Source organism: Pseudomonas sp. UMAB-08 (genome assembly GCF_900095225.1).
Taxonomy (GTDB): Bacteria; Pseudomonadota; Gammaproteobacteria; order Pseudomonadales; family Pseudomonadaceae; genus Aquipseudomonas.
On the sequence record NZ_LT607418.1, the window covers coordinates 267,969 to 282,672 of the forward strand.

At 56.7% G+C, this 14,704-nt stretch carries 10 protein-coding genes and 3 pseudogenes; 3 read left to right on the top strand and 10 right to left on the bottom strand.

The features are described 5' to 3' along the window. Positions 1-3: 3 nt before the first annotated feature. The 5 genes from K0F75_RS11095 to K0F75_RS11115 all read right to left on the bottom strand — a co-directional run bounded on the left by K0F75_RS11095 (position 4) and on the right by K0F75_RS11115 (position 5,377). Positions 4-1,674, bottom strand: coding sequence for a DUF1302 domain-containing protein (locus K0F75_RS11095; RefSeq protein WP_219061902.1), 1,671 nt, complete (start codon positions 1,672-1,674; stop codon positions 4-6). Positions 1,675-1,794: 120 nt separating this feature from the next. Then, positions 1,795-3,003, bottom strand: coding sequence for an acyl-CoA dehydrogenase family protein (locus K0F75_RS11100; RefSeq protein WP_219061903.1), 1,209 nt, complete (start codon positions 3,001-3,003; stop codon positions 1,795-1,797). A gap of 37 nt (positions 3,004-3,040) precedes the next feature. Further along, the gene (locus tag K0F75_RS11105; protein ID WP_219061904.1) at positions 3,041-3,577 is read right to left on the bottom strand and encodes a flavin reductase family protein; all 537 of its coding nucleotides are present in this window, start codon (positions 3,575-3,577) and stop codon (positions 3,041-3,043) included. Next, positions 3,574-4,461: an alpha/beta fold hydrolase gene (locus K0F75_RS11110; protein ID WP_219061905.1), complete on the bottom strand. Its 888-nt coding sequence runs from the start codon at positions 4,459-4,461 to the stop codon at positions 3,574-3,576. Before K0F75_RS11110 ends, K0F75_RS11105 begins: the two co-directional genes overlap by 4 nt. Positions 4,462-4,486: 25 nt before the next feature. Continuing rightward, positions 4,487-5,377 (bottom strand): VOC family protein, encoded by an 891-nt coding sequence (locus tag K0F75_RS11115; RefSeq protein ID WP_219061906.1) that lies wholly within the window; start codon positions 5,375-5,377, stop codon positions 4,487-4,489. 494 nt (positions 5,378-5,871) lie between these two features. Here K0F75_RS11115 and K0F75_RS11120 point away from each other — a divergent pair, with 494 nt between their 5' ends. Then, positions 5,872-7,713, top strand: a complete 1,842-nt coding sequence (locus K0F75_RS11120) for a sigma-54-dependent Fis family transcriptional regulator (protein ID WP_219061907.1) — start codon at positions 5,872-5,874, stop codon at positions 7,711-7,713. A 35-nt stretch (positions 7,714-7,748) separates the two neighbouring features. On the opposite strand, the pseudogene K0F75_RS26240 reads toward K0F75_RS11120, so the two are convergent. From K0F75_RS26240 to K0F75_RS11140, 5 genes and pseudogenes are all read right to left on the bottom strand, one after another. Next, positions 7,749-8,267, bottom strand: a pseudogene (locus tag K0F75_RS26240) (methyl-accepting chemotaxis protein); the annotation flags it as partial. Between the two features lie 339 nt (positions 8,268-8,606). Further along, positions 8,607-9,761: pseudogene (locus tag K0F75_RS26245) on the bottom strand (HAMP domain-containing protein); the annotation flags it as partial. 302 nt (positions 9,762-10,063) lie between these two features. Continuing rightward, the gene (locus K0F75_RS11130; protein ID WP_219061909.1) at positions 10,064-10,657 is read right to left on the bottom strand and encodes a cysteine hydrolase family protein; all 594 of its coding nucleotides are present in this window, start codon (positions 10,655-10,657) and stop codon (positions 10,064-10,066) included. Between the two features lie 22 nt (positions 10,658-10,679). Further along, positions 10,680-11,411 (bottom strand): SDR family NAD(P)-dependent oxidoreductase, encoded by a 732-nt coding sequence (locus K0F75_RS11135; protein ID WP_219061910.1) that lies wholly within the window; start codon positions 11,409-11,411, stop codon positions 10,680-10,682. An 18-nt stretch (positions 11,412-11,429) separates the two neighbouring features. Beyond that, positions 11,430-12,713, bottom strand: a complete 1,284-nt coding sequence (locus tag K0F75_RS11140) for an FAD-binding protein (RefSeq protein ID WP_219061911.1) — start codon at positions 12,711-12,713, stop codon at positions 11,430-11,432. Between the two features lie 20 nt (positions 12,714-12,733). Between K0F75_RS11140 and K0F75_RS11145 the strand changes: the two are divergent. Both K0F75_RS11145 and K0F75_RS11150 read left to right on the top strand, forming a co-directional pair. Next, a pseudogene (locus K0F75_RS11145) lies at positions 12,734-13,024 on the top strand (MFS transporter); the annotation flags it as partial. A 555-nt stretch (positions 13,025-13,579) separates the two neighbouring features. Then, positions 13,580-14,350: a nuclease-related domain-containing protein gene (locus K0F75_RS11150; protein WP_219061912.1), complete on the top strand. Its 771-nt coding sequence runs from the start codon at positions 13,580-13,582 to the stop codon at positions 14,348-14,350. Positions 14,351-14,704: the final 354 nt, after the last annotated feature.

Genomic DNA, 14,704 nt, shown 5'->3' on the forward strand with positions numbered 1-14,704 from the left:
CCCTTAAAAGGTTTGCGATACGCTGAATGCAACGAAGTCGCGGTCGGCATTGGTCTGCTTATAGGTTTTGATACCGTTGATATTTATCGGCGCCGAAGAACCGTAGAAACCGTTGTAGGTGAGCGAAACCGTCAGCGACTTCAAATACTCGGCAGAGAGACCAATGTTGTAATCGCCACCCTTGGCCTGGCTGAAACCACCTACGGCAGAAGAACGTCCATCGATGCCATAGCTGAAGCCCATGGGCACGGACAAGTCGGTGCCATCGAACACCTGGAAGTAGGTCGGCGTGAACGCCCAGCGCATCGCCAAGGCATCACGGGTACTGTTCGGGTCGAGAGCATCAGGATTGCTTGTAATGCTCAGGGTCCGGTTCCAGGCCAGCTCGCCAAGCAAGGTCGCGGTATCCCAGAACGTATCGGTGGGCAGGACATTGATCACGTTGATCTGCGCATGAGCGGTATTACCCACCGCATACAGCCGGTTGTGATCGTTATCGCCATTGCCCGTCAGGTCGACCAGGGTCAGGCTGACCAAAGGTGCATTGCGGCGAATGGACGCTTCGAAGCCAAAGTTGGCGTTGCCGATACCACGGTTGGCGCTGAAGCCGTAAGCCTTGATGTCCTCCGGGTAAACCAGCATGTATTCGCCAATTTTGTCTGCGGGCTCGCCTGCTCCGACACCGACGCCAGGACGAACCTGAACCTGAAAGTTCTTGTCGTGGTAGCGAATCGCATAGAAGCCAAAATCGGTGTCCAGCTCCTCGGAGCGGTAACGCAGTTGCAGGCCACCTTGGCCGGAATCACGCGCCTTGACATCCCGGCCCCTGTAGAAGGAAGCCACGGGGCCTAGGCCCGGCTGGGTCGCCACAACAATCCGCTCGCCGCCTTCATCCACCAGATCAGCCGGGCTGAAGTAACTGCCAGCGGCTGGAATACGGTTGGCCTCCCATCGAAACTGGTAATAACCGCCCACGGAGACAGTGGGTGTCAGTTGCAACTGGGTGGAGAATTGCTGAACCGGCCGACCGAGTTCCTTGAACTGGGTGTTCGGCACCGAAAGCGCCTTCACTGCATCAATCGGTTGCTGCCCGACAGCAATACCGTTGTTGCCAAAAAACAGGCTTTCGCCATACACCAACGCGTGCTTACCAAGTCGGGCAACCCCCCACATCTCGTCGCCCATGGTGAAGTCGCTGTAGACAAAGGCATCAAGCAGTTCAGCCTTGCGCCCATGCAAGTCACGGGTATCGTGCGTGAAGTGGTTGTGATCAACGCTGACCGAGTTCGCGGTATCCGGAGAGTTATTATCGTTTTGCTTGTTATAAACGTCGTCATACCAAGCCGCGCCGCTTAAACGAACACCCGCACCATTACGCGAGATATCCAGCTCCGAAAGCCAGTCCACCCGATCAGAGATCAGGCCCTTATCGAAATTTCGGTCGCCATCATCAAGAGTAGGGTCGGCGGTCAACTTGTCCGATTGCCCCTTAACCCGCCAGGCATTGCTGTACTTGAGGGTGTTGTCCCAGCGGACCTGCACATCGCTTCCGGTATCCAGCTGGAATGCTGATGCTGAAAGTGATGCACACGTGGCTATCGCGGTGGATATCGCAGAAAGAGCAAAGCGGTGACGAGATAAAAAGGGTAGGCGCGTTTGGAGAGCTGCATTCATATGCATAACCACTGCCTCTTTGTGACGGACTGGCCGTCGCTTTCTTATTGTTTTTAATTGCACTGCGCCAGGCGTCTACCCAGCGACAGTGCTGACTGTTGTAGGCACTACATGTATCGGTCAGACGGCATCTCTTTCGAAAACCATCGGGGGTAGTTTCTGCCCCAGGAGATAACCGCCCAGCAGCCCGGCGGTGTCATCGGCGTTCTGTGTGATGTGATTGGCCGCCGCGATGATGTCGCGCAGAATCCGCTGCAAGGCGTTGTCCAGGTAGATGCCGCGAGCCGAAGTCGCCTTGAACAGCAACATCACCGCCTCTTCGCAATCGCGACCGACGCGCGCGATATCCAGCATGTGATGCACACGATCATGGGTCGGTACCAACTGCCGTTGCTCCACTTGTTCGGTGGTCTCGGTCATCATCTGCAACAAGCGGGCACGCGCCGACCGAACACGAACCACGGCATTGCCCAATCGATCCTTGACGTAAGGGCTCATGGCCGCAGGTATACCGCCAGTGGTGTCGGTGCGTACTTTCATTTGCTCGATATATTCGTCAATGCCGCCTTGAGCGATCCCCACCAACACCGCAGAAACAGCGCCAAAAAACACCTGATTGAACGGGTACAGGTAATGCGCAGGCCGATCAGACATTTGATAGTCGATCAAGCTGTGTGCACGGTGAGCCGGGACGAATGCATCCTTGATCACTAGACTTTTACTGCCGGTCCCCGCCAGACCGAAGACATGCCAGTCATCGACAATTTCATACTCCGAACGAGGTACCAACATCGCCATGCGATCAGTCATGCGGCCCTCAGCGTCCTTGCGCATGGCACCGATAAACGCCCAGTGGGAATGATCGCAGCCGCTAGAGGTCTTCCAGGTACCGCTGAGTCGATAGCCCCCATCGACCTCCACGAGCTTACCGAACGGAGGGTAGGACGAGGCGACGATCAGACCATCGTCTTCGCCCCAGACGTCCTGTCCGGCACGCGGGTCCATGCTGCCAAATTCCCATTGATGGATGCCCAGGATCATCATGTTCCAGCCGCTGCTACCACAGCCGCGTCCCAGCTCCATGAGTACTTTGTAAAACACCGCAGGGTTCATTTCCCAGCCGCCATGGCGTGCCGGTTGTAGAATTTTGAAGAAGCCAGCCGCCTTGAAGGTCGCGATAGTTTCTGCCGAAACCATGCGATTGCGCTCCACCGAGGCCGCTTTCTCACGCAGCATCGGAATCATGTCGCGCGCACGCTGCACCAGCTCTGCTTGTGTGGGAATCGCCTGGCCAAATACCGGCGTGGCCTGTTTGAGTAATCCGTTCATCGTCTTTCCTCGTCTTATTGTTATCGGCGCAGGCGGCTTAGCGCAGCGCAGTGAAGCGGCTGTTGAAATACAGCAGCGGGTCGACATCCTCACCACAACCACCAACGCTGATCACTTCACAAAGGAACATGTCGTGGGTGCTGGCGGGCAATGTCTCGACGACCCGGCATTCAAAACTGGCGAGGGCATCGTCCAGAATGGGGACGCCGCCTTTTCCGTAAACCCAATGGCCTTCATCGAAACGCGCCTCAGCCACCACGCCCTCAACCATGCCGGCAAAACGCCGGGCGATGGATTCCTGATCGCGATTCAATACGTTGATGCTCAGCGCCTGGTGCGCCTGGATCACCGCATGTGCACGCACGTTCCGATTGACGCAAACCAACAGACGCGGCGGGTTGGCGGTCACCGAGCACACCGCCGTTGCGGTCAACCCGGCACGCTCATGCTTGTCACCGCTGGCAATGACCACACAACTGGCGGCCAGATAACGCATGCCCTTACAAAAATCAGCCACTTCCACCGGCGGTGGTGCGGGCCTCTGCGAAGGGGTGTTCAGCGCGGCGCTCATCATGCGGGTACCCTCCCGGTCGAGAGGAACTCGACCATGACGTGGTTGAATTCTTTGGCGTCTTCGTATTGGGGCCAGTGACCCGCGTCGGTGTGCATGACATAGAGCTGACCTTTGGGCAGCCGGGGCAATGCCGATTCGGCGGCAGCTACGTCATGAATCGGGTTGTGGCGTGTCCACAACAGCAAGGTTTCGCACTCGACTTTTTCCAACTCGATCATGTCTGGCTGTGCTTCACCCGAGGTCACTTTGCGCAGCCGTGTATAAATCAGCGGCGCCACTTTCTGAAAACCTTCAGAGGCATAAATCGCCAGACGAGCGCCAATCAGCTCGGCGCTGAGCAGATGCCAGTTGCCCTCATACATCAGCCACTGCATGCGGGCTCTAACGCTCTCGAACGTCGGAACTTGCCCAATACTGCGAGCGGACAGCGCAGCCAGATTCGCCAAGTCTTGACGGCCCTTTTCAGTGACGACAGGAATACCGCCAGTGGTGTTCAGGACGGCACGCAAGACTCGTTTCGGATAGCGTACGGCGAACGTTCCGGCCACCACGCCACCTAGCGACTCGCCGGAAAGGTGCGCCCTGTCGATGTCCAGTGCGTCCATCAATTCACGCAACTGCTCAACATAGTCGGCAATGGAGTAGTCAATATCGGTCTTCTTCTCGGATAGACCATGACCAACGAAGTCAAACGCAATAACGTGAAAGTACTCCGCCAGTGCCACGACATTCTTGGCATAAGCTTCGAGGTGTCCGCCGATGCCGTGCATCAACAGCAGCGCCTGCGGCTTGCCACGGCCTGCCTCGGCAATGCGGGTTACACCATAGGTAGGCAGATCGATATAGCGGATCTGCGCGCCCATAAAATCCAGCCAGATACTCATGATGCCTCTCCCGTTAGCCGCCCGTTCATACGACCGGATTACGCTTGTGTCCCCAGTCGCTCAACTGGCTATAACTGCGAACTTCCCAATGTGCATCGTCGATCACCACCCCGCCCCAACCGAACTCGAAGTTGAAACCCGAGGGTGTCTGCGCATAGAAGGAAAAGGTCCGGTCGTTCGGGTGATGCCCCAACTCCATAACGATCGGGATACCAGCCGCGATACAACGGTCGTAGGCCTGGCCTACGTCATCGATGTCCTCAGACTGCACCATGAAATGGTTGAGGATTTTTGGAGCTGGCGCCTGAGCGGTAGCAATGGAGTGATGGCGCCCGGTTTTGGTATGGAAGAAGGTCGCGTCGACCGTCACCCCTGGCATGATTTCTTCGCGGATGTAATCACTGACCTTGAGTTTCAGGACATCACGATAGAAGCGGACGGTCTCCGGGCCATTCTTGGCAAAGGGCAGCAGGTGGCCGATGCCCAACTCACCCGTGACGAAACGCCCCTTAAGCACCGTCGAGCGAAACGGATCCTGCAGCAGCGCAATACTGTGACCAAAAAAGAACTCATGATTGAAACCGTTCGGGTCGGAACAGCTGTAAGCTTTTTCAACCATCCGCCGCTTCAGCGTTTCGGCAGGCAGCAGCGACACTTCGACACCCTTTTCGCGCAGCTCAGCGACGAACTCCTCAAGCTCATCCTCGCAGTCCAACTGCCAACCTGCGACCAGCAAATCGTCGCAACTATTTTCTTCAAGGAAGAAACGTTGCTTATATTCATCCATGCGCAAGCTCAAGCCACCGGCATCACGCTGGCTCACCTGCATGCCTAATATGTCTGTCGCAAACCATTGCCATTTATCGAGATCGCTAACACCAAATCCCGCATAGGCCAGACTGGTAATTTCAGCCACTTGAGAAGCTCCTCTGTCATTGTTGTTATTTTCAGGGAGGGGCATTTTCAATCCCCCTTCCCCGCCGTGCGAAGGCAATCACGGGGCGTTGACAGAGCAATTGCAACGGCTATGCCATAACCGAATGGGGTGCTTAAAAACGTGACAAGAAATATATTTTTCTCTTATATTTCATAAAGATAGAAAATATAGCGATGCGCATTCGTCACCCATTTCGATGTCTAAAATGGGCCAGGCAAACGCGAGGTCCTTTCACCTTTTTATGAATCTTCATCAAATTCATAACGAATTATGTGAGATCCACTTACGCGCCCGGAGACTCACACCCGCCGATAAACAGCCCGGTTAAAAAACAAATGCTCAAGGGCCATCCAAAAGGCTGAAAATATGGTTTGATAACCCGCGACTGTTGGCTGAGTGAATGGACTTCAAAGACAAGAAACGTTGTCACCGCGATCTTGCAATCAGCCCAATAATAAAAAAGGTAGGGGTTTATGAGTTCGTCGAAAAGCCGAGATTCCATTTCCAAAAAAACGTCGCGTCCAAACCCACGCAATGTGATTACAGACTTACGCTTTCCTGATATGCGCGACTTGGCCGAGCATCTTTATTTCAATGCTCAAGAGGGCATTATCTGGCTGGGCGATCAGCGAATGATGTTGATGCAGGCACAAGCGTTCGGTGCCTTGCGTCAAGAGCTGGTGGAGAGCATGGGTATTGAGTACACCCGTGGGGTTTTTACCCGCCTTGGTTATCTGAGCGGGACCCGCAGTGCTGATTTGGCGATCCGTACTCGCACCAATGGCACACAACTGGACATCCTCGCGGCCGGAGCCCAGTTGCGCTCGTTGACCGGCATGATCGAGGTGACTCCGGTCTGCATTGAAGTCGACCAGGCAAAGGGCTACCTGTATGGCGAGTTTCTATGGAAGCACTCCATCGAAAGTGACATGCACATCATGACCGAAGGTGTCAGTTCCGACCCTATTTGCTGGATGGAGGTTGGCTACAGCTCAGGCTTTCTGACTCGGCTGATGGGCAAGCGGGTGCTGGTCAGGGAAACCGAATGCAGCGCCATGGGTGACGATGTCTGCCGCGCCATCGCCAAGCCTGTAGAGGAATGGGAGGACCCTGAAGAGGATCTCAAGTATTTTCAACCTCGCGCCGCCGATCACCGACGCTCACCGCCCCCCAGCAAAGTGGCGCAGGCAGCCACTCTGTCGCCCTCGCCTTTCGGCCTCGGCGAGAGCAACATCAGCGCCCTTGTGCTTGACCGCCCAGTGGGCAACTCGGCGTCCTATCACGCTGTGCTGCACAAAATCCTGAGGGTTGCGGGAACCAACGCTACCGTACTGATGCTTGGCGAAAGCGGGGTCGGCAAGACCATGTTCGCTCATGAGTTGCACGCCAATAGCCAGCGGGCGGATTGCCCCTTCATTGAGATCAACTGCGCCGCCATCCCGGAACAATTGATCGAGTCCGAGCTGTTCGGGGTCCAGCGCGGTGCCTATTCAGGCGCGACCGAAGCCCGCCCGGGGCGCTTTGAAATCGCCGACGGGGGGACCATCTTCCTGGATGAGATCGGCACCCTCAGCATGACCGCACAAAGCAAGCTGTTGCGGGTGCTGCAAAGCGGTGAGTTCGAGCGGCTGGGGAGCAACAAAACGGTCAAGGTCAACGTACGGGTGATTGCCGCGACCAACGAACAGTTGGTCGATGCCGTGAAGGAAGGCCGCTTTCGCAGCGACCTGTTCTATCGGCTTAACGTTTTCCCGATCACCATTGATCCTTTGCGCAAGCGCAAGGATGACCTCCCCGTGCTGCTCGAAGCCTGCCTGGGCAAATTGACAAAATTGCATGGCCGCCACCTCACGGGCATTACCCCGAGGGCGTTGCAGGTGCTGCTTGACCACCAGTGGCCAGGCAACATTCGCGAGTTCGAGAACGTCATCGAGCGCGCAGTGATCCTCGCCGACGACGGAGAGGCCCTGGACCTGCGACACCTGGCAGGCATCGAACAGCAGCACAAACACGAACGGGTCGGTACAGTCGGATGGGAGGATGGGTGCTTTATCGGTATCCGCCTGCCCGAAGAGTCGGTGGCTTCGGTTGGCCTCGGTCAACAGGAAAAGGTCAGTCACGATCAATTGCTCGCGGTGGCCCGACAAGCCTTGCAGCGTGGCCCGATCGATCTTGGCCAGATTGAGGATGTGTATATCGAGGTTGCCATGGAGCTGGCTGCTAATAATATTTCCCGAGCGGCAGTCATGCTGGGGCTGACCCGCGCTCAGCTCGACTACCGCCTGAAGAAGATGCAACTGCCTCAACTGTCCTGACCAACACAGAGGGTTGTGTCGTCCTTCGCTTCGATTTAGATGCGGAATGCACCAATCACTTTTTGCAGAGTACTGACCAGTCCGCGCAGATCGTGGCTGGCCTGCTCTGATCTGATCGCGCCGCTGGCGGTTCGCTCCCCCACTCGACTGATGTCGACCAGACTTCTGTCAATGTCCAGTGAGACTTGCGTCTGTTGTTCAGCGGCTACCGCGATCTGCTGACTCTGTTCGACGATCAGGCCGATGGCCACGACAATATTCTCTAATGTCCGCTCCACCTCATCCGCCTGACTTACCGTCACGTTCGCAGTCTGATGGCTATTGCTCATGGCCTTGACAGTGGCCGCCACCCGGCTATGCAAGCCGCCAATCATCTGCTCGATTTCATGGGTCGATTGCTGCGTCCGGCGCGCCAGCGTACGAACCTCATCGGCGACCACGGCGAACCCCCTACCCTGTTCACCCGCACGCGCCGCTTCTATGGCCGCATTGAGCGCCAGCAAATTGGTTTGCTCGGCGATACTTCTGATCACTTCGAGCACCTGACCGATGGACTGGCTATCGGTTGCCAATTGATGGATCAACTGCATGGAGTCGTCGATTTCACCGGCCAATCGCTGAATGGCTTCAACTTGCTCGCGCACCCTGAATCGACCCCGCTCGGTTTCCCTGTTCACATCCTGAGCGCTGCTGACGGCGGTTGAAGCGTTACGAGCCACCTGCTGAGCAGTGGCCGAGAGCTGGTTCATGGCCGAGGCAACACGTTCCAGTTGCTCACGCTGGTCGGTGACTTCCCTGGAGCTGGTGGTGGCGACCGACTGCACCAGATCGGTCTGCTGCCCTACTTGCACCACCACGCCGTCGACCTGACGGATCAAGTCCTGGATCTGTCCGACCGTGCCATTGAAAACCTGTCCGAGGGCTGCCAGTTCATCCTGCCCGACAACCTCGAAATTCGCCGTCATGTCCCCCCTCGCCACTTTGCCCATCACTCGACTCAGATCTTCGATGACACCGCGAGTGGCAAGATAGAACGCGCCATACAGATAGGTGATCAACAACAGGATTAGCAGAGATGCAGCAGACAGCAGGATCATCTGCCCGCGCGCTTCATCCAGACGTTGGTGCAACGCCTGGGAAAGCAGTACCAGTGCGGCGTCGTTCAAGGCGTAGACGTTGTTGCTCAAGACGGTCATCTGATCGAAATAAAAGGGCCATGGTTGACCCAAATCCGTAGCGTTGAGTATCTGCTCGTCGAGAGCGCGCCTGCCGGTTTCAAAACTCTGCAAGCTGGCCTGCAGCGCCGGCGTCAACGACGTTGCTTCTTGTGCATTGAACACCTCGAATTTCTGCGCACTCTCGACGCTCGCATGCTCCATGCCGACCACGACTTGCTCCAGGGAAACAGTGTCACTGGAACTCAAATAGCCCTGCCCCAGCGTGATCGACCCCAAGGCTCTGGCGCTGTTCAGAAGAGCCGTCAGACGAGGGGTTTGAACACTGACCAACGTGCTCAGCTGACGCACCAGTTGCTCGTTGTCCTGGCTTAATCCCTGCTGTTCGATGACAGCGTCAAGGAACAGCGCACAATGGGTCGCCAATTGGCTGGCCAGCTCCATCTTGGGTGCAGCACCGTCTGTGTTGCGCAACGTTTTCAGGTCCTGGGCCAGCGCATCGAGCTTGGGCTCAATGACGGCAGTCTTCATGTCTGTCTGGTCAAGTTCAGTGATCAACGTTGCGGCGCTTTCTTCCGCCAACAGGATCCGCTGGCGAATATCACTCTTCTGCTCGACCTGACCAACTCGCTGCCGAACCAATGTCAGGTCCTTGAGCAGATCAAGCTGCTGCTGCAATTGCAGGGTTCGTTGCACAGCGCTCAGACTGCCCAACAAGGTGTCGCTGACGCGCCATTCATGGTAAGCATCGCGTACCAGATAGAGGTTGGCAGACAATAATGGAACGAAGAACAAGACGCTGATCAGGCTGAACTTCATGGCGAACCCCAGACGGTTCATCAGCCAGATACCCGGGTGAAACAAAGCCTTCATGACGCACTCCTGTGTTTATTATTGTTATGGGCAAAACATTGCAAGATGCGCCTGTCACCGAACCAGGCTGTCACCGATGAAATGTGAAACCTCGGGTGGGCCGTCTCCGCAATGCAACGCCCTGACGCGCTCCAGGTAGCAATCGGGGTGGTTCAGCTCACGGTAGATACGCCAGAAGAAGGCGCGTGTGGGTCGATCCGGTAGGCGATTTGCACGGCCACCGACCCAGGCCCATCCCGCAGGTTGAGCCCAGGAAAACTGGAAGCAGGCACGTCACGATGCTCCAGTCGATGCCGACTAATCTATTGCGCGGCCTGGTTGATCCCGAACGCCGTGGCGCTATCCATCACGCGACAGAAACGACCAATGCTCGCGACAGAGTTGGCATGTTCTTCTGCAGAGTGCGCAGCGCAGCAATCTTCCAGCAGCACCACATCGAAATCGCGGTCATGAGCCTCGCGCACGGTCGCCTGGACCACGGCCTGCGTGCTCACCCCACTGCAATAGATACGCTCGATACCTTCACGGCGAAGCAGCAGTTCCAGGCGCGTGGCGTAGAACGGCGAAACCCGATGCTTGATAATTTCCCAATCCTGCACGTTCGGTGCCAGTGCCTCATGCACCGCACCGCCCCACTGCGACAGCTTGAGGATGCCGTTTTTCGCGATAGGCCCAAACACCTGTGAGGCCGGATTGGCTTCACGATGGTCATCAGAGAACGCAACCCGAACGAACGCCACCGGAATCCCGTTAGCCCGTGCCGTAGCAATAGCTGCGGCAGTGCGAGCGATGATTTCACGCGATTGCACCTGCTCGGCCATGGGCGATTTGCCGCTCGCGCCTTCTGGGTGAATCAGATCGTTTTGCATATCCAATACCAGATAAATACTTTTCATAGTGCTCTCTCCCGGGGTTGATTCAGTCGCACCACAGTGCGCCGTTGACATCTATAATTTCACCGCAAATAAAACTCGCCTGCTCGCTGAGGAGAAAGGCCACCACGCTCGCCACTTCTTCCGGTCTTCCCATGCGACCTTGAGGGATCAGTGCTCGCAAGTTCTCCGGGAATGCATCGGTCATTGCCGTTCCGATAGGCCCAGGCGCTACGCCATTGACCCGCACGCCAAAACTCGCCAGCTCTTTGGCCAGGAAAAAAGTCAGCGTATGCACCGCAGACTTGGACATGCCATAGGCCACCCCACCGGCGACTTCAATTTCGCTGCGATCAAGCCATGCGCGAGCATTGCCACCGTTTTTCCCGACAACCGAACCAATATTGACGATGGCGCCACGCCCTTGATCAGCCATTATTTGCCCCACCACTTGGCAGGGAATCAGCGTGCCCAGCACGTTGATGCGCATGACTCGATCGAACTCCATATTGCTCAGGCTCAGCACACTTCCTTTTGAAACCACTCCAGCGACATTGACCAGCGACGTCACTGCTCCGAAGCGATCCTGTGCCTCCTCCACTGCCCTTCGGACCTCGCTGCGCGAGGTGACGTCGCAAGACAGCATCAGGCCCTCTACACCCTTGAGTTGCGGCGCCATGACATCTAGCGCCACCACCCGCTCGCCCTTTGCGCTGAGCAGGCGACACACCGCCGAACCGATAGCGCCATTGGCGCCTGTAACAATTGCCACACCCATCTCGATGTCTCCGATCAGTTAGACGGCGCCAGCCGCGTGATAGCCGGCAAGACGCCCGAACACCAACCCCTTGAGTACCGATGTGCCTCCCGCGTAGTTGCCAAAATAAAGGCCCACGGTTTCGCCGGCGGCGTAAAGATTGTCGATAGGCTGGCCATCGCCGTTGACCACCCGGGCCTGCTCGTCGACTTTCAGCCCGCCGAAGGTAAATACATTGGCAGAGATGATCGGATAGGCCAGGTAGGGGCCTTGATCGACAGGCAGCGCCCAGTTGCTTTTAGGGGGTTGCAGGCCTTCGGTGGACAGGCCATCGACTTTCAACGGGTGATATTCACCTTCGCGACACGCCCCGTTGTATCCAGCCAGCGTGGCCTCCAGGGTTGCAGCAGGAACGCCGATTTTCTGCGCCAGTTCGGCCAGCGTCGGCGCTTCAATGGCCGGCTGATCGGTGCGAATGCCGAGCCGATAGTTAGGAATGTTCTTGACACGCTGATCCAGAATCACCCATGCGATGCCCTCGGGCTGGGCATAAATCTGCCGCGTCACCCGCTCATACCAGGCGTCCACAGTGCCGGGCGCCTCATCGGTAAAGCGTTCACCAAAGCGGTTGACCAACACGCCATAGGGAAAGATGAAGATCGAGGGCTCGGAGACGCCCGAGCGTGGGTCCACCGGCTCGGCGTGATAGCTGCCAAACTCGCCAGCCGGAGCGGCACCAATGTTCAGCGCCATCTCGATACCTTCGCCACGGTTGTAATAGCCGCCCTTGCACACTGGACGAAGAAATACCGAGCGCGGCCCCAGGTAGCGAGCAAGCATTTCGGCATTGCCCTCGAACCCGCCGCACGCCAGTACTACGGCGCCCAGAAAAGAGTGCTCACCGTGTTCACGCGACCAGGCCCGCAACCCGCTCACCGTGTTGCATCCCGCAGTAATCAGGCTACGCCCGGTGGTTTCGTAGAAAAATTCGGCGCCCAGTTTTTCAGCCTGGGTTGCCAACGCTTCGACGATCGCCTCACCGCCACCAACCGGCAAAAGCCGAGGTTGAGTGCTGGTCAGAAACTGGGTTGGCAGAAAGTCGAACTTCACACCATTGCCTTTGAGCCAACTGATGGTGTCTTGTACCTGCCCGGAGAAAGCACTGATTACCCCGGCATCGATCGACGCCAGAGCCCGGGTCTGAGCCGAAAAACACTCACGTTCGCGCAGTCCCTCGGCGACGAAATCCGGGTCCTGGTAATACCCTGAGTGTTCGGCGAGAAACGAGTCAAAGTCGTCGGTCACTTCATCGTGATTTTTCATCCGCAGATAGGCTTCGGTAAAACATCCTGTGGATGTTGGTGGTGTTCGGCTTTTTGTACGGCATTCCTTACGGTGTGAACGCCACCTACATGACTGAAAGCTTCGAGGCCAAATTCCGCGGATCCGCCGTAGGCGGCGCCTACAACATCGGGCGCCTGGGCGCAGCGATTGCTCCGGCAGCCATCGGCTTCCTCGCCTCTCATGGCTCGATAGGCGTGGGTTTTCTAGTCATGGGCGCGGCCTACTTCATCTGTGGTGTGATTCCGGCGCTGTTTATCAAGGACAAACAGTTCGACCCACAGAAGCAATAGAACCAGCAAAGCAACGATGCTGCAGTCGTCTGTCGGTACCCTCCCTTGTCCGACAGACCTCTGCCGTTGGTCAAATTGGCAAAACAGCAACGCGACGAACACAGATTGGGTTTTTAGGGCACCACGCGACCCTTATTCGGTAAACAGCGTGGTAATCACTCTTGGTCGATGGCTGCGTAAATATCCTGCATGCCAACCGGACCGCTCGTCCGTGCTTTGATAACGTCTCAATCGTGGCCTCACCCAAGCCGAGCTTGCGGGCAACAAGTCGCTATTTGCCGCCCACCTGGGCCTTCTGGAGTTCGCCCAAAACGACGACATCGAACAACCCAAGGAGCGCATCCGCAGGCTGCTGTAAGCCGTGGAACAGGTGCTAACTCTTCACCGAGAGCACTGCGAGCAAGCCCCGCGCGTTGTCTAGGCGATTCGCAGCAGCGCAGCACCCTACCTGTAAACGTTCGAGTAATCGTGCTGGTGGTTGTTAACCCATCGATGAACCGAATAGGTTCATAATTCGGCTCATCCGTTCAGTACCGAATAAAAGGAAACAGAGAAATGGACTTCACCCCCATCATCGCGCAGGTTTGGGGCACGCTGGGCTGGTTTATCCCGCTGATGCTGCTGATCGGCCTTCTCAAGTCGCCTTGGGCCAAGGGCCACACCGGCGAACTCCTGGTGCGCTTGTTTGCTCATTGGCAGCTGGATAAGCAAGCCTACCGCCGACTGCACAACGTCACCCTGAGCACACCTGACGGCACCACGCAGATCGACCACGTATTCCTCTCGCCTTATGGCGTCTTCGTGCTGGAAACGAAGAACATGAACGGCTGGATATTCGGCAGCGAAAAGCAGCCACAGTGGACGCAGAAGCTCTATAAATGCACGTTCAAGTTCCAGAACCCGCTGCGCCAAAACTACAAGCACCTCAAGGCACTGGAGGCCACCCTTGGCGTAAACCCGGAGCACCTGCACTCGGTTATTACCTTCATCGGCGGCAGTACCTTCAAAACTGAGGTGCCGGACAACGTCACCCAGGGCATCGGTTTTATCCGCTACATCAAGTCATTCCAGCAGCCGGTATTCAGCGAGACTGAAGTCGATGCCCTCATGCACGCCCTGCAAACAGGCCGCCGAGCCCCGACGCTCGCAACCCACCGCGAGCACGTGCAAAACCTCAAACGCCGTAGCGACCCAACAGCCGAACGACAATGCCCGAAATGTGGCAGCGCACTGGTTATTCGCATCCGTAAAACGGGTGCCAATGCCGGCCAACAATTCTGGGGCTGCTCAACCTTCCCCAAATGCAAAACCACGCAGAGCCTTTAACACACGCCAACGCCATCAACCCTGCGCCTGGAGCAAGGATGGTTTCGAAAAATGAGGCCAGGAAAGTTATCCGCATGCGGCCGAACACTGAGCACTTTGCCTATAGCGATGGCCGCCTCTGTCGCTACAACTGCGCTGGCGGGTTCTGTAGTCTCGGCCAGCCAACAGCGGAACTCGACCAACCGACTGAACACCACTTCGACGTTATACCCGCTGTTTACGGTGCGTCTCTGAATACTGGAGAGCACTGGACTGAAGTGTTTTTCGGCACAACGAAAAAAGCGACCCTAAGGTCGCTTTTTTCTACAACTAATGAACTTCAATGAAGCTCACAAGCCAAATTTTGGAGCGGGA